Source organism: Sphingomonas sp. FW306-1B-B10E, from assembly GCF_058782005.1.
In genome coordinates this window covers 1-16758 of record NZ_JBYSXG010000056.1, presented here as the reverse complement: position 1 = coordinate 16758, position 16758 = coordinate 1, and the positions used below count along the sequence as shown (strand labels likewise).

The 16758-nt window shown below is 60.1% G+C and carries 13 protein-coding genes; 2 read left to right on the top strand and 11 right to left on the bottom strand.

Annotated elements, in window-relative coordinates; translation table 11 throughout:
- Position 1: 1 nt before the first annotated feature.
- From wecB to AC3WJI_RS17835, 11 genes are all read right to left on the bottom strand, one after another.
- Complete coding sequence (gene wecB / locus AC3WJI_RS17885) at positions 2 to 1099, bottom strand: non-hydrolyzing UDP-N-acetylglucosamine 2-epimerase (protein ID WP_492758646.1); 1098 nt, start codon at positions 1097 to 1099, stop codon at positions 2 to 4.
- 39 nt (positions 1100 to 1138) lie between these two features.
- Positions 1139 to 2443, bottom strand: coding sequence for an oligosaccharide flippase family protein (locus tag AC3WJI_RS17880; protein WP_492758645.1), 1305 nt, complete (start codon positions 2441 to 2443; stop codon positions 1139 to 1141).
- Positions 2440 to 3729 (bottom strand): glycosyltransferase, encoded by a 1290-nt coding sequence (locus AC3WJI_RS17875; RefSeq protein ID WP_492758644.1) that lies wholly within the window; start codon positions 3727 to 3729, stop codon positions 2440 to 2442. The genes AC3WJI_RS17880 and AC3WJI_RS17875 overlap by 4 nt, the downstream gene beginning before the upstream one ends.
- A gap of 65 nt (positions 3730 to 3794) precedes the next feature.
- Positions 3795 to 4895 (bottom strand): DegT/DnrJ/EryC1/StrS family aminotransferase, encoded by a 1101-nt coding sequence (locus AC3WJI_RS17870; RefSeq protein WP_492758643.1) that lies wholly within the window; start codon positions 4893 to 4895, stop codon positions 3795 to 3797.
- Positions 4889 to 5473, bottom strand: coding sequence for an acyltransferase (locus AC3WJI_RS17865; RefSeq protein WP_492758642.1), 585 nt, complete (start codon positions 5471 to 5473; stop codon positions 4889 to 4891). The genes AC3WJI_RS17870 and AC3WJI_RS17865 overlap by 7 nt, the downstream gene beginning before the upstream one ends.
- Entirely contained in the window at positions 5470 to 6525 is a 1056-nt protein-coding gene (locus tag AC3WJI_RS17860; RefSeq protein ID WP_492758641.1) for a Gfo/Idh/MocA family protein, read from the bottom strand. The genes AC3WJI_RS17865 and AC3WJI_RS17860 overlap by 4 nt, the downstream gene beginning before the upstream one ends.
- A 21-nt stretch (positions 6526 to 6546) precedes the next feature.
- A complete protein-coding gene (locus AC3WJI_RS17855) occupies positions 6547 to 7839 on the bottom strand; it encodes a nucleotide sugar dehydrogenase (protein ID WP_492758640.1) in 1293 nt (430 codons plus the stop codon).
- A gap of 75 nt (positions 7840 to 7914) precedes the next feature.
- Positions 7915 to 9135: a hypothetical protein gene (locus AC3WJI_RS17850; protein ID WP_492758639.1), complete on the bottom strand. Its 1221-nt coding sequence runs from the start codon at positions 9133 to 9135 to the stop codon at positions 7915 to 7917.
- 5 nt (positions 9136 to 9140) lie between these two features.
- Positions 9141 to 11312 (bottom strand): GumC family protein, encoded by a 2172-nt coding sequence (locus AC3WJI_RS17845; protein ID WP_492758638.1) that lies wholly within the window; start codon positions 11310 to 11312, stop codon positions 9141 to 9143.
- Between the two features lie 55 nt (positions 11313 to 11367).
- A complete protein-coding gene (locus AC3WJI_RS17840; protein ID WP_492758637.1) occupies positions 11368 to 11997 on the bottom strand; it encodes a polysaccharide biosynthesis/export family protein in 630 nt (209 codons plus the stop codon).
- A gap of 100 nt (positions 11998 to 12097) precedes the next feature.
- Positions 12098 to 13570 (bottom strand): O-antigen ligase family protein, encoded by a 1473-nt coding sequence (locus AC3WJI_RS17835; RefSeq protein ID WP_492758636.1) that lies wholly within the window; start codon positions 13568 to 13570, stop codon positions 12098 to 12100.
- A gap of 310 nt (positions 13571 to 13880) precedes the next feature.
- Between AC3WJI_RS17835 and AC3WJI_RS17830 the strand changes: the two genes are divergently transcribed.
- On the top strand, positions 13881 to 15227 hold the full coding sequence (locus AC3WJI_RS17830) for a sugar transferase (protein WP_492758635.1): 1347 nt from the start codon (positions 13881 to 13883) through the stop codon (positions 15225 to 15227).
- 168 nt (positions 15228 to 15395) lie between these two features.
- Positions 15396 to 16622 carry a right-handed parallel beta-helix repeat-containing protein gene (locus AC3WJI_RS17825; protein ID WP_492758634.1) on the top strand — a complete coding sequence of 409 codons (1227 nt, stop codon included), beginning with the start codon at positions 15396 to 15398 and terminating at the stop codon, positions 16620 to 16622.
- The last annotated feature ends 136 nt before the right edge of the window (positions 16623 to 16758 follow it).

Sequence of the window (16758 nt, the reverse complement as noted above, 5' to 3'; positions counted from 1 at the left end):
GTCAGCCCTGAGCCGTTGCGCCGGACCTGTCGTCTTCAAGAAGCGTGGCGACAATTCGACGCGAGGCGATGCCGCCGCCATAAAGATCGGTAGCAAAGGCGGCGGGATCGACGTGCTGCACGATGGCCGCCGTTATTTCCGCGGGATCCGTGCCCACCAGCCGGTTTACCCCAGCCTCGACGAGTTCGAGCCACTCGGTCTCCTCGCGTAGCGTGACGCAGGGCACACCGTGGAAGAATGCCTCCTTCTGAACCCCGCCGCTATCGGTCACGATTACCGCAGCATTGCTCTCCAGTGTGATCATCTCGAGATAGCCGACCGGGTCGATCACTCGGACATTGGCCGGCAGATCGACTCCGAATTCCGCTAGCCGCCCGCGAGTACGCGGATGCAGCGGCAGGACGACGACACGCCCGCTCGCTGCGAGACCGGCCACGATCCCGCGCAGGCGAGCAGCATCGTCGACATTCTCCTTACGGTGAGTAGTACAGAGCACATATTCGCCCCGCACAACGCCGATATCGGCAAGCAGCGCCGCGCTGCGCGCCTGGGCAGCCGGCGCGAAATGCAGCGCTGCATCGTACATCACGTCGCCTACCAAATGGCACGTGGCAGGATCGACCCCTTCGCGCGCCAGATTCTGCATCGCCGCTTGCGACGGGGCGAACAGCAGGGTCGAGCAATGATCGGTCAATACGCGATTGATCTCCTCGGGCATCGCACGATTGAACGAGCGCAGCCCGGCCTCGACATGTACGATCGGGATCAGCAGCTTGGCCGCCGCGACTGCGCTCGCCAAGGTTGAATCGGTATCGCCGTAGACGAGCACCTGGTCTGGAGCCTCGTCAAGCAAGACAGCCTCAATCGCTTCGATCATGCGGCCCGTATTCTGGCCGTGGCGCCCTCCTCCGATCCCCAGATGATGCCGCGGCTGCGGGATGGCGAGATCTTGGAAGAAAACGTCCGACATGTTGGCGTCGAAGTGCTGACCCGTATGCACCATCACTTCAGTAACAGCGCCGTGTTCCGCAAATGCACGCGAAACGACAGCGGCCTTGATGAACTGCGGTCGGGCACCGACTACGGTTACCACTTTCATATTAGGTCCCAAGCTGACGAGGAAATGCGTGCGACGGCGTCACAACAGCCGCACCACATTGAGGACGGTGAGCACCGCGATGATCGAGAAAGGCAGGACGATCCTGACGGGCAGGCGATATAGCCGCTGACTGAAACGGATGTAAAGACTTAGCCGCAGCACCGCCGCCATCGTCGCGGAGGCGATCGCGCCCCACACGCCGAAGACCGGAACCAGCGCAAAGCTGGCGACTGCGCTCAATGCGCCCATCGACAGATTGATCCTGCTGATGAGCCGGGTGTCCTTGGCAATGTCGATCCCCATGAAGAATATGTACATGTTCGACAGCGTTGACGACAGAATCAGGAAGAACACGAACGGTGCGGCCGCCGCGAACCGGGGCCCCGCCAGGAAAGTGACCAGCGGCAGCGAGGCTACCGAAAGCAGTGCCATGATAACGATGCAAAGCGCAGCCGTGAGATGGAAGAGCCGCGCGACGAGCTTTTTCGTGGCCTCGTCGCCGTGCGACCGATAGACGATCGGAGTCATTGCCGAGCTGGCGACGGTGAAGGCCATTGCCGCAATCGAACCGAACTTGGCAGCTACGCCATAATAGCCGAGTTCTACGAGCCCGGCATATCGGCCAATCAGGAGCCGATCGAGCCCAAGCGACAGTGCAACGCCGAACGAGGAGATGACGATAGGCGACGAATAGCGCAACATCTCGCGTGTGACCGCGGGATGTGGAATGACCCAGGGGCGCCCGAATGCGCGGGTGAGGAATAGCGTGGCCAGCACCGCACCGATGCAGTTGCTGGCGATCTGCGAGACGAAATATTCGCCGATCGTCAGCCCGTCGAGCGAGAAGAGGATCACGGTGACGAGATTGAGAGCGATGATCGCGATGTTCATCGTCACCGCTGCCGTCGCCTTCTGCAGATAGCGGAACTGCGTCTGGAGTGTGGACACCCAGGCCAGCGTGGCCAGGTAGATCAGCACGGCGATCGTATAGGGCAGATAACTCAGCGGAATTCCGGCGGCGCGAAACAGCGGCGCCCGCAGAACATACAGCAACACCGAGGCAGCGAGGAAGGTCCAGGCCGTAAATGCGATGGTCGAATAGATTATCGATTTCTGACGTTCGGGATCCTCGGCTTCCGGGAGGAGCCTGGCCATCGCCTGATTGATCTCCAGCGGGATCAGCAGCAACGCGAAGACCGACATCGCCGCCACATATTCGACGAAGCCCATGTCCGCTGGCCCAAGATGGCGCGCGTAGATGGGCAGCAGGATGATGCCCACGGCGCGTGCCATGAAGGTGGGAAGCGAATAGAGTACCGCGTCCCGAGCGAAACGGCGCATCATGCTATGGAAGCGCCTGCCACCGCATCCAGAATCCGGCGCCGCAGCCTTGGCCGATCTGACAGGCCCAGCCCGGCTTCGCTCACTTCCGCGAGATAATGTTTCATCTGCTCGCGCCACGCAGCGCTGGAGAGGCCCCATCCGCCGACATAATCGATCGAGTCCGGATCGGCGATCCAGCTCTCGGGAATGTTGCCCTCGGCCAGGCGCAAGACACGCGCGGCCACCTTTTCAGGAGTCCAGTTCGCCAGGAGAAACGCATGCGCGCGCGCGCCTTCGCGACGGCGCAACGTTGCGTCCGCCACCAGTCGCCTGAGCTCCGTTTCAAATGATTCGGGATCGATGAATACCGTCGGCGCTGGCTTCTGGTTGGGGTTGTCGTTCCCATATTGCGCGACATAGAGGCTGCCCACGATCGCGGGCTTGCCGAAGGCCGCAGCTTCCGCTCCGAAGGTCGCCAACGGCATGTCGGAATAGAGCTCGTCGACAACGATGTCACAGGTGCGCAACTGCCGCAGCACCTCGCTGTTAGCCACGCCGATCAGTTCGATCAGCTCGACGGCGATCCCCTCCTCGTGCATCTGCGCCACAGCTTTGCGCACCTCGTAGGTGCCCTTGGCGACAGGCCGCGAAGGCGCGTGCAGGATGCGGACCGGCGCATCGTCTGCCCTGGGCGCGGCTTCCCCTGCCAATGCGGAAGGCGGGACTGGCATCGGTACGCCGATCTCCGACAGGCGGACAAAGGGTCTGGTCGAAAATTGTGCCGTACCGGTGTGATTGACGATCACGGTGGCATAGCGTTCCACGCGCGCCATCAGTTTGCGAATGGCGCGTGTCTCCGCGGCGATCGTGCGCGGATTGAAAGCGCCGTGGTGATCGTCGAGATGCTTGCCGCTGAGATAGGGCGGGCGGGCGTCGGATCCGAGGAAGATGACGATCGTCCGCTTGCCGAGAAGCTTCAGAAGAGGAAGCTCGAGGAACCTGAAAAACGAGCCGTAGCCGGAGAAGACAAAGACATCATAATGCCGGAGCGCGTGGACAAAGCCGATCAGCCGGATGGCCTTGTCGGCGAAACGAGCCAGCAGGCGCCAGGCGCCGCCCCGCGCCGCCTTGCGCATCCAGGAGTCAAAGGTGGATTTCAGGAAATAGTCGGGAACCTGGTAGTTGAACTTGTGCGGGGGGATATAGAGGAAATGCTCGCACGGCACCCCAAGCGCTTCGAACCCGTTGCGAAGCTGGCCGAGATAGCCTGCGACTTCACCCGGACCGATGGAGATTCCACGTACCAATTTTCACCTGTGCGTGCGGCCGCGGCATCGTACCGGCGCCCCGCCGGTGCGATGCCGAGAGCAGATCAAAGCGTCTCGAGAACGGCGCCGGCGATCCGCTGGATCTGCTCGTCGGTGAGATACGGGCTCATCGGCAGGCTGATCACGCGCTTCGCGAGGTCCTCCGCCACCGGCAAGCTGCCCTCGGGTTGCCCCAGATACTCGAAAACCGGCTGTAGGTTGAGCGGTACCGGATAATGAACCGCGGTGGGCACGCCCTTGTCCTTCAGCGTCTGCTGCGTGGCCGCGCGATCGGGCACGAGCAGCGTATACTGCGCATAAGCCGAGACGTTGTGCGCTTCGACGAACGGCGTCACCGCCTTGCCGGCGAACCGCTCGTCATACGCCTTTGCGATCCGCTGACGCGCTTCCAGTTCTGAAGGGAAGATCGCCAGCTTAGCGAGGAGCACGGCCGCCTGAATGGAATCGAGCCGCCCGTTAATGCCGAGACGCGGATGATGATAATGACGATCCTGGCCGTGGACGCGGATCTCGCGCATCAGCTTGGCGAGAGCGTCGTCATTGGTGAACAGCGCGCCACCATCGCCGTAGGCGCCCAGCGGTTTGGAAGGGAAGAAGCTGGTCGAACCGATTTGGGAAAGACCACAGGAGCGGCGCCCCTTGTACGTCGCCCCGAAGGACTGCGCCGCGTCCTCAATGACGACGAGACCATGCTTGTCGGCTATCGCATTGAGCGCGTCCATCTCGGCGCACTGGCCGTAGAGCGAGACAGGCATGATCGCCTTGGTCCGGGAGGTGATCGCCGCCTCGATCTTGTCGGGATCGATGTTGTAGGTGCGCGGATCGACGTCGACGAAGACAGGCTTCGCGCCGATCAGTGCGATCATCTCGCCGGTCGCGATGAAGGTGAACGGTGACGTGATGACCTCATCGCCGGCACCGATGCCGCACGCCATCATCGCGATCAGCAACGTGTCCGTGCCGCTGCTTGCCCCGATGCAATGCTTGACGCCGACATAGTCGGCCAGCGCCTCCTCGAGCGCCCCCACCTCAGGGCCCATGATGTACTGGCCATGATCGAGCACCGCGGCGATGCCTGCATCGACTTCCGTCTTGATGCGGGCATACTGACTCTTCAGATCGATGAAGGGAATGGGGTTCAACATGAGCAGATGCCGTCCTTCAGAGTGTAAACAGTACCGGTAATCTCGCAGGTCGCAGTGGCGTCTCCCTCGAGCGGAAGATCGAGCCTTTCGCCGTGCTGGCTCATCCACCCGATCTGCCGCGCGGGAACCCCTGCCATCAGGGCATAATCCTTGACGTCGCGATTGATCACGGCGCCGGCGGCGACAAAGGCGTATTGACCGACGGTGACTCCGCAGACGATCGTCGCGTTGGCGCCCAGCGTGGCTCCTCGGCGAATGACCGTACGACGATATTCTTCCTTGCGGGTGACCGCGGAGCGCGGGTTGTACACGTTGGTGAAGACCATCGACGGTCCGCAGAACACGTCGTCCTCCAGCGTCACTGCATCATAGACACTGACGTTGTTCTGGATCTTGCAATTGTCGCCGATCACGACGTCGTTGCCGACAAATACATTCTGTCCGAGCGAGCAGCCGCGACCGATCCGCGCCTGGCCGCAAACATGCACCCAATGCCAAATCCGTGTGCCCGCCCCGATCGCAGCCCCTTCATCAACGATAGCGGTAGCGTGAATCTCACCCATAACGGCCCCGATCAATATTCGAGCGGGAGCGACACGGTCTTGCCGTCGCGAGCTGACAGATAAGCGGCGACCAGCAATTCCAGCGATTTCAGCCCTTCCCGTCCATCGGTTTCCGGCTCGGCCTCGCCGCGCAGTGCCTCCACGACATTGCGATAGTAAAGCGGGTGGCCGAAGCCATAGACCGACGTGGTTTCATAGCTGGCGTTTGCGATCTCGGCATCATAGGGCGCGCTGTCGGCAAAGTCCCAGACCTGGATCTCGTTTACTGCGACACCCCCGATCCTGACGGTACCCTTTTCCCCGAGGATGGTGATGCTTCCTTCCAGATTGTTCGGGTAGGTCAGCATCGTCACGCTCATCGAGCCAAGTGCGCCCGAACGCCAGCGGATGTTCAGCACGCCGGTATCCTCGACTTCGATGTCTCGCGTGGTGCTCATCATCGCGTGCACCTTCTCGACCGGGCCGATCAACCAATCGAGCAGATCCACATAGTGGCTCGCCTGGTTCATGAAGGCGCCGCCGTCGAACTCCCAGGTTCCACGCCACTTCGCCTGATCGTAATAGGATTGGGGACGGGTCCAGAAGACGTTCAGGTTGACGAGATGGATCTTGCCGAACCGCCGCTCGGTCACCGCGCGCTTGAGCCACTGCAGCGTCGCGTTCCGGCGATTCTGCTTAACTACGAAGAGGCGAACAGAGGCGTCGTCGCATGCCTTCACCATGCGGATACCATCTCCCATCCGCGTCGCCATCGGCTTTTCGGTGATCACATGTACCTTATGGCTCGCCGCCAATTCGGCCTGCTCAGCGTGCAGTCCGCTCGGGGTGCAGAGAGCAACCGCGTCCAGCTGCTCCCGATCCAGCATCTCCGACATGCTGGCATAGCCACGCACGGCCTCATTCTCGCGCGCGCGCCGTGCCTCGGGATCGATGTCGCACACCGCGACAAGTTCGAAATCCTCCGGATAAGCCTCGATCGATCCGAAGTGATTCTTCGAAATGCGACCGCATCCAACAACGCCGATGCGGATCTTGCGCCCAGTTATCGGTTCAAAAATCTTTAGCATGATGATCTTTCGAACTGGGTTTCAAAAACGGAAAACGGAGAAACCTGCCGCTTCGGCATCGCTCCGTTCGTAGAGGGACTTGAGGTCACCAAGCACCGGCCGCGGGCTTCCACAAAGTGCGCGTAGTGCCGCGGGGGTCAGCGCGCGATACTCGCTATGCCCTACCGCGACGATGAGGCTGTCCACGGGCGACAGGTCATCCATCTGGACGAGGTCGATCCCGTACTCGGCCCGAACCTCGTCGGCATCCGCCCAAGAATCTGCAACGACCACGTTGACATTCCAGTTGCGCAGTTCCCGAACTAGATCGATCACCTTGCTGTTGCGAATGTCAGGGCAATTCTCCTTGAAGGTAATGCCCAATATACCGACCGTACTTCCTGCAACATGTATATTGTTGTTCAACATCCGCCGCACAACGGAGCGCGCAGCATAGCGCGCCATGTTGTCATTGATCCGGCGGCCGGCCAGGATCACTTGCGGATTATAGCCGACAGCTTCGGCCTTGTGCGTCAAATAATAAGGATCGACGCCAATGCAGTGCCCCCCGACCATGCCGGGCCTGAAAGGCAGGAAGTTCCATTTGCTGCCCGCTGCTTCAAGCACATCGACCGTATCGAGGCCGAGCCGATCGAAGATCACCGACAACTCGTTCACCAGCGCGATGTTGAGATCCCGTTGAGTGTTCTCGATGACCTTTGCCGCTTCCGCGACCCGGATGGACCTGGCCCTGAAGGTTCCTGCCGTAATGATCGAGCCATATAGCGCGTCCACGGCCTCAGCGATCTCGGGCGTCGAGCCGCTGGTGATCTTGCGGATCTTCGTCAGCGTGTTGACCTTGTCCCCCGGATTGATCCGTTCGGGACTATAGCCGCAAAAAAAGTCCGTGTTGTACTGAAGGCCCGAATGCGCTTCGAGCACAGGAACGCAGACCTCCTCGGTGCAGCCGGGATAGACGGTCGACTCATAGATGACGATGGCACCCTTGCGGATCGCCTTGCCGACCGTTTCGCTCGCCCGCACGAGCGGCGCCAAATCGGGTCGATTGACCTCATCGATAGGCGTAGGCACCGTGACGATGAAGATGTCGCATTCGCTGAGACGGGCGACATCATCCGTGACTTCCAGTCCCGAGGCGGCGCTTAATGCCTCCGCATCCACCTCAAGGGTCGTGTCGATCCCCTTGCGAAGATCGGCGACACGTGCCGCGGAAATGTCAAAGCCGACGACTGAACGCGATTTCCCGAACTCGACGGCCAGCGGAAGGCCGACATAGCCAAGGCCGATGACGGCGATCTTACCCCGCAGTTCCAAACGAAACCTCCTTAATCAACTGACGCAAAGGTCCCTTGCCGTAATCTTGCCGGCAACCGTGACTCTCGCGATTGTCTATATCCGTGCCAAACCGACACTGCGGATGGTGATCGTGGAATCTTCCTGTGCGTCCCCGCCGCGAACTGTCAATCTGAACTGTGTCGCGCGGCACTCCTCGGCGATCGTCAGCTTAAGCCCACGACGCTGGTCCCCCGGCTGCTGAGGGATTTCGTCCTTCAACATCTCGCGTGGGCCCTGGTCCGTCAGGCAGAAGATCGTCCAGAAGGCTCGCGCCATCGGTGAAAGGCGGGGCATTTCGATCTGCTGCTCGAAGCGCCAAGCGCCAGGCGCGAGTACGAAGACGCGATCAGCGGCTATACCGCCGGTACCCGAGCCCGCCGCCACCGTCAGTCCCACCTTTTCCTCGAATCGGGTTTCGATACCGAGATCCTCGACCGTGCTCCACGTGAACGGCCGCAGATCAGCCCGCATGGCCGCCGGGGAAAAGCCGAATTGACCCAAGGACTCCAGTGCCTCCCTCGTGCTCACCATTCCCTGAGCATAGCGATAGGCGACATCGACCTGATTCTTTGAAACAAGCTTGTTGAGCATCATCGTCTCTAGAGGACGATCGCTCGGAACCGCCCGGCTTCCGCCCATCCTCGTTAGCAGGTCTGCGACGTCGGCTGGATTCGCCGCCTGATCGATGGTTATCCCTATAAAATCATAGGCCCAAGGCCGGTTTGCCTTGATATAGGGAGACAGGTCGCGACGGATCGTCGGATCCGAAACCGCGGCAGTAAGCACGGGAAACAACAATTCCCTGCTATTCGGATGCGCTGACAGGGCGCGGTCGTAGTGCCTGAGCACTTCGGCGACGTCCTCGCGAGTTACCGCGTCCTCGAGCAGCCAGAGTTGTGTCGATAGATCCCGCGCCGACACGTTCTCCGACAGGCGCATTCGCGCACGCGCGACACTCAGGTTTTGGTCCACCATGAACGAAGAAAGCGCGAAGATACGCAGTGCGTCGGCCTCGAGAGGGTTCCGCGAGAGGACCCGCAAGGCGGCATCTCGCCACCGAGCAGGAACCTTGATCTCACCCTTGCCCGCGACAAACATCTGGTCGAACTGCTTGGCCAGCACCTCGGCGTCGTTCGCACTGAAGACCACTATATGATCATGGCTGGCGCCACGAAAGGTCTGCGAAGCCGCATTCCCGCCCGCTATGAACGCGACAACAACTGCCAAGCCCCAGAAGGAAACAAAACCTAAACTGAAGCGCGTGAAACGCAACATCGAGATCAGGATTCTGCAGACGCCGCGCCGTAGCGCCGGCCATAACCATAGCCATAACCGCCGCCATAACCATAGCCCGAGCGATGCTGTGCCACCTTGGTCAATACGACACCGAAAATGTTGGCATGCCCCATCCGCAACCGGTCGATCGAGGCACGGATCGCACGAACCGCGATTCCATGGGATTCCACGACAAAGACCGTTCCCTCGACGGCACGGGACAGCAAGGGTGCGTCGGTCAAGCCGAGAACCGGCGGAGAGTCGATTATGACGTGGTCGTAGACCTGCAGCCACTCGGCCAGCAGCGCGGACAGACGTTCACCGCTCAGCAATTCGGCCGCGCTTGGGGGCACAGGCCCCGACGTCAGCACCGACACGTTCTTCAACGCCGTTTCGTGGACCAGCGAACGCCACTCGTTCTGGCCGGAAAGCAAATTACTGAGACCTGCCGGATTGTCCCGCTGGACGAGTTCATGGACTGACGGCGAGCGCATGTCGCCATCGACCAGCAATACCGAGCGATCGGTACGGCCCAGCACGACGGCCAACGCGAGCGACGTCGAGCTCTTGCCTTCGCCCGGCCGCGAACTCGTGACCATCAACGTCCGCGGAACGCCATGGGACGTAGCGAAACTCAGATTCGAGCGGACGCTGAAATACGCTTCGTAGACCAGGGATTTGATGTCGAGCAGTTCGGTCTCGAACGATTCTTCCGCAGTCGGAATCGCGCCGAGCAGCGGCATTTTGAGATCACTCTGCACCTGCCCGGGTTCACGAACCCCTTCATCGATCTGCTCAAGCCCAAAGACAGTGAGGGCCGCGAGCACACCGCCGATCAATAGTGACAAGGCCAGATTGATCGTCAGACTGGGTGCAGAAGGCGAGGTAGGTAACTGGGCAGATTCGACGACGGCGATGTTGCTCGCGCCAACCATCCCGGCAACACCGATTTCCTTGTAGCGCTGAAGAAGCGCATCATAAAGCTGCCGGTTCGTATCGGCATCGCGAAGGTAAACCGAATACTGAATGCTGGCCCGCTGCTGGGTATCGAGCCGGCTCCTCAACTCGCTCAGGCGTGCCTGCAAATCGCCCTCGCGCGCCACCGCCTCACGATAGACCTGGTCTCGACTACCCGAAATTCTGCGCGTCTCGCGCGCAATCGCAGCATCCAATGCCTTGATCTTCTCGGCGACGCCACGAGCAGGGGGATAGTCGGGCTCGAACTGAACCATAAGCTTGGCATGTTCAGCCGCCGCTTCGGCGCGATCACGCCGCAGGCTAGTCAAAGTGGCGTTCTCGACCGATTCTGCGCCGAGTTCGCCGCTGGAGCGCAGACGGCTCTCCGCTTGGACTCGAGCCTCGGTGGCCCGCGCAAGCGCTTGATTCAACTGCTCCAAATTGATCGCAGCGAGCGTGCGATTGGGTTGGGTACGACCACTCTCATCCCGCGTCTGATCGAGCGTGACGATGTTGTTCTCGGTCGCGAAAGTTACCGCACGGCGCTCGGACTGCTCGAGCCGTTCACGAAGGGTCTCAAGGCGCCGCTCGAGTATCTGGCGGGCATCTGCCGTCGAGGCGATCTGCCGGTCGATGTTGGACGCGATAAAGCCCTGCACCCAGGCATTGGCGATCTTGGCCGAAAGCTCCGGAGAGCGGCTGGTATAGCTGACATCCACCAGCCGTGAGGTGCGAAGCGGCGTAACCTTGATGTTGGTCAACAACAGGCCGACCGCTGCGCGATCCGCTGCCCCCGGATTGCCCTTGACCTCAGGCTTGTCGAGGAAGCCTTGATAGCCATTCGCATCAAAAAATGCCTGGTCGCGACCGAGGCGCAGCTCCCGAACGAGCTTTTCCGCAATCGGGCGCGCCTTCAGCAGAGCATATTGCGTGGCGTAGAATTCGTTGTCCTGACCCGCTTGGTTGGACTCCAATCCCTCGACTTTCGTGATCTGCTTCTGCTCTCGGCTGATCTCCAGTTGCGCCTTCGCCGTATAGCGGGGCGACATCAGCAGCGTGATGACGAGACCCGCCAAGAAGCACGCAGATACGATGCCGAGCACCACCCAACGATGACGCATCGCCAACTGCCAATAGCGAAGTAGCATCGGCGGCATGATACCACGCTGCTCGGTTACCAGTTGAGCACCGGCGCGCGCAAGGTGATCAGGCGAATGCATGTTTGAAGCCGTTGTCATTGAAATAGTGATCGCCTGACATCCAAAAGATCTTTGCTCAGTTTTGAAGCGCTACAACGATGGGGTATGTCAGCAAGGGAACGATCTGCAGGATATCCCTGAACAATCTGCGCCCGCGCGCATCGCCGACGGTAATTACGTCGTTGGCATAGACGTCTGGGTCCGGATACGCACCCTGACGGATCGCCTTCAGATTGTAGAGAGCCGCGTATTTTTGGCCCTGGACGGTCCGAAAGATGACCACGTCACTAAGTTTCGAAAACTCGGTCGTCCCCTTTGCAGTAGCGAGCGCTCGCATTAACGATGTCCGACCGATCACAGGGTACATGCCGGGCTCTTTGACCTCGCCTTCAACCGTCACCGTCTGGCTGACGATTTTCTTGAGGTTCACGGTCACCTTTGGGTCTCGAAAAAACCGCCGGCGAAGCCCAGCCTCGATTTCCTGCGAGATCTCCGCGGGAGACTTTCCGCTCGCCTCGACAACTCCGACGATCGGAAACGACAGGCGACCACTGGCGTCAACCTGCATGTCCCGCTTGCTCAACTCCTCGACGCCATACACGTCGATCGAAATCTCATCAAAAGGACCGACATAATAAGGCTGCTCGGCAGACATCAAATCCGCCCGGACGGGCACCGGCAGCTCGTTGGAGGCGACGGGGGTCACGCCACCGCCCGACTTCAGGGATGGGCCAGCGCACGCAGCCAAGGACAAACAGCAAGCCAGAGCGACTCGCGCCAGAAGCGTTTTCACTCGACACCTTTCGTTAGCTCAGGCGCTCCGCGCCCAATTCCCCGCGTTCCGTGGACGCCCTACAATCTGCACTTGCCCAAAGGCAAGCCATTACCAGCAATGCACTTATGAGGGGCGCGCGCACCGGATAGTCGACAAGGCTCGCCAATGCGATCATCAAAATCACTAATAGAGCCGCCAGATGATACGCCGGCACCTGCCCCCGATCGGATGACCGGAGGAATCGAACCAGTGCCACGATGAAGGCGGCCACGCCGGCCAGCAACAAGATTCCTCCTGGAACGCCTGTGGTAAGGAGCACCTCCAGCCAATCGTTGTGCGCATGGTTCGAATAGGTGGCCGTTAGGCTGGCCCGGGGTTCGAAACTCTGGAACACCGACTGATACGAGCCGACTCCCGAGCCAAAAGGAAGAAAGCGCCCGAGGTTGTCGACAATCGTTGCCCAGCGCCCATAGCGCTGATCTTCCTGGGACAAAGAGGCGATCAGGCGCTGGATGGCAATCGACCGGTTGGCGGCCATGACCAGACCGAAAACGACGAGAAGGGCCGCGGCGCCGCCGCCATATATCCACCCGCGCGAAACGCGGCGCTCACGGCGCCGGATCTTGGCGCCCCGCGCGTAAATCAAAGGCGCCGAGGCCAGCCCGATCACGCCGGCGACCAGTCCGGCGCGCGAGCCGGTGACGATCAGAAGAGGGATCAAGAACAACCCAAGCGCGAAGGCGATCAGCGCCCGCCGTTCGTCGTGGGTCGCGCTCACGCCTCTGCGCGCGGCAAACGCCGCAAGGAGCGGGAACATCGCGGCGACCAGCAGCGCCTGATGATTGCGGTTCGCGAAAAATCCGACGGCCTCGGGACCGTCGAGGCGGATGGTATAGAAATAGAGCAACCCGTTCGGTGTGGCGAACAGCTGAAAGAAGGAGAGGATCGCGCTCGCGATGCCTCCAATGAGAACGAAGGCGCCGAGGCGCGCGCGCTCCTCCCGCGAAAGCTGAACCCCGTTTACCAGCACGGCAAGCGGCACCATCAGCGAGAACAGGGCGTTCCAGGCAGATGCCGGCGCCATGGCCAAGGGGCGCCAGCCCCCCTTAAGGGTGCTGCCCTGGTCCAGGCTGACGATCAACTCACGCCCGGGAAGCGCGCTCCACAAGGACCAGGGCAGCGGCACGAGGTGAAGCATCACCAACAAGAGGATCGCGCCGGCCATGAATGCCAGAAACCGGTGAGACGCGAGATGGTCACGGCGCAACGTCCAGAACCCATAGGCAGCGATCAGAACTGCCAAGGGGCGCAACAGCACGAGCTGCGCAACGTCGCCACGCGAGCTTCCGCCCAGCAGCAATAATGCTACCCACAGGAGGAGCAGCGCGGAGAGATTGGAAGACATCCCGGTGATGCTGCGCCATCCGATCATGGCCCGTAGCGAAGCAAATCCATGATGCGCGCGGCCCGAGCGATGTCGACGCGATTTCGAAAGCGAGGTCATGGTCGAGCCCGTATCACAACAAAGCCGCGGGTGTTACCCATACGAAACCAATGCGCCGACCGCCATCCCGCATGCCGCGCAGCGGCGCCTTGACCCCGGGACGACCGGAGTGAGAGGGTGGCTGGCTTGTCACTCCTCCGCGACCATGCCATGGGCGCCTTGGCCGGAGGAGTTTGGATGCGCTTTATCGAACCCGCCTCGTCGCCTAAACGAACGTGCCCCCTCAAGGCCCGCCGGGCTGAGGTGAGGCGGCGTGGATCACGGGTTGCTTTCCGATCTCGCTACTGCCCCTCGGTGCCCAGGTATACTGATGATGAAGAACACTCAGGCCTCACAATCTGAAGCATCTACGCCTGAGGGCGGCCTTTCTCTCACATGGCAGAGGCTTTCCGTGCATACCGACCGTTGGACCCGGCTGTTTCGCTCCCGGTATCAGATCGCCGCCGGCCTGATCATTGCAGTGCTTCTCCCGGCGATTGTACGAGCCTATGTAGCCGGCGTCAGCATCGAGCAGGCTACTCAATATAACACTGTAATCGGCAGCGGCATCGCTGTCGTCATTGGCTTCCTCGGCTTTCGGCGCCTGCATATTTTTCCTGGAATTTCATCCGGCGGGTATATCATCACGGCGTTTTCACTCGCTTTCGCATTTCTGGCAGCAGTGCTCTTCTTCTTTCGACTTGATTATAGTCGATTGCAATTTGCCACCAGCTTCATGCTGACGCTGGCCTTCTTTATCTTCATTCATGTCCGTTACGTCGCCCACAAGCCAATCAAGTTGGGGATCCTGCTGGGCCCTACGATCTCGCAGCCCCCGGCGTTCGAGCGGGTGATCTGGCACCCCATCGACTGCGTCTCGGCACCCCTCCCGCCTCTGGAAGGCGTGGTCGCAGACCTGAATGCTGACTATGACGATCTATGGAGCGGCCGCCTGACCGCCTTCGCACTAGAGGGCGTCCCTGTGTATCATATCAAGCAAGCCACAGAGCAGCTCTCCGGACGTGTCGAGATCGAGCATCTTGGTGAAAATACGCTCGGCTCCCTCAATCCGAACGACCTGTATCTGAAGGCAAAGGGAGTTATCGACACATTGGCCGCATCGGTCTTGCTGATCGGGCTGCTCCCTATCTTCACGATCATCGCAATATTGATCAAGCTCGACTCGCCAGGACCGGTGTTCTTCCGTCAGGAACGAACCGGCTTCAGGGCCCGGCCTTTCACCGTCTTCAAGTTCCGAACCATGTATGTCGCAGGAGACATCCCCGAAGCAAACCTCCGCGAAATGGCGATGACGAGAGATCGCGACCCAAGGATCACTCGCTTCGGCGCGTTTCTTCGCCGCACCCGACTCGACGAGCTACCGCAACTGCTGAATGTCCTGCGGGGCGAGATGAGCATGATCGGCCCTCGCCCTGAAGCCACGGCGCTCACCCGGTGGTACGAAGAAGAGATTCCATTCTATCATTACAGACACATAATCAAACCCGGAATTACCGGATGGGCCCAAGTCAACCAAGGTCATGTCGCTGACATTTCCGATGTAAGAACGAAGCTTGACCTAGATTTTTATTATGTGAAAAATTTTTCGGTCTGGCTTGATGTGCTCATCGGTATCAAGACCATCGAAATTGTGTTCACCGGTCACGGCGCCAAATAGGAACCCCTCGTGTCGATCTCAAGACGGAACCTGTTGACGTCGATTGCGGCCTTTTCGGTCCTTCCCGCTTGCGACGGGACTGCAGCTCCCCATCATGGCGGCGATGGCCCCGACACAATCCTTAGCGTCGAGAAGGTCGCCCGACCCGACGACCCTTGTGATGGCACTATGATCAACCGCGCCATCAAGGAAGTTCAGTCCCGAGGCGGCGGCATCGTCCAGCTGGAAGCACGAACCTACAACACCTCGGTGCCGATCCTGTTGGAATCGCATGTTACCCTGCAAGGGAGAGGGGCTACGAGGAGCCGGATCAGACAAACCGGCAGCATAGAAACTTGGTCGGCCTTCCCTGCGCCCGGGATCCTCTCGACACGCAAGGATGCTGTGTACCAGGATCTCCATGTTAAGGACCTCAGCGTGGAAGGTCTTCACAAGACGCCGGTCGGCAGCGTCGGCCCCGTTTATGCCAAAAGCGGGATTGCCTTTCTCAACGCGCGAGACTCCTCAATTCAGCGCTGCCAGGTGTCGGACGTCGGCACCGGCATCGGTTTTTTTGGACGAGCCGGAAAAGATCCGCATCGAAATCTGATCAGTGATTGCAAGGTGCGCAATGCAAGTTCCTGGGTAGAACCCTCGAATTCCGGAACGCCACGTGGGATTACGATGGCTACTGACTACTCAACCGTCCGGAACTGCGCAGTAGCAGCTTCTCACACGGGTTATTACGTTGCCACCGAGCACGGCACGTACGAGAATTGCGAAGCCTCAAGCTGGCAGGATGACGGCTTCTATGTAAATGCAAACGGGTGCCGACTTCAGGATTGTCGTGCCGTCGCGGCGGCAAGCCGCAGTGAAGGCAAAGGAAGCGGTTTTGCGGTAAATCCGAGCAAGGGAAATCAGTTCATTCGATGTACGGCCATCCATTGCCCAAATGCAGGGATGCGCTTTCGACATGCCGGCCTCGTGGCGCCCTGTGACAGTCTCGTAAGCGATTGCACATTCATCGATTGCGGCTACGGCGTCCTCGATGACATGATCGGTGCAGATCCTTATCCCGCAGCCACCGCATCCCGAAATGTGTTCATTGGCAACACTGCAAAATCATGCCAGCTTTGCGGGTTTCTGTTCATCCGCCAGGCGGACGGCCAATTTAAAAGGAACGTGGCAATCTCGAATAATCGTGGCGGGATTACTGTTCAAAACATGGGAGGCATCAGCTTCGCCGAGTATTGCCTCAGAAACGTGATTGAGGATAATGTCTGCGACGATCCTGAAGATAAAAAGACCCAGAAGTGGGGATTGTACATATACCCGCCCGCGATAACGGGCGCTTCCATACCGAATTCCGGAAACAAGGTCCGCCACCGCTCAAGATACGGCACCGACAGACTTTAAATGATTCTGTCGAGAACGATCTACTATCTCGACACCGGCGCAAGGCGCGGCGCCTCCCGGCGTCATGCCACTATTTAGACTCGCAAGGTCCCCAGCGATTGGGGACCGCTCCTTTTTCGTTCCAGCGCCTCTTGAC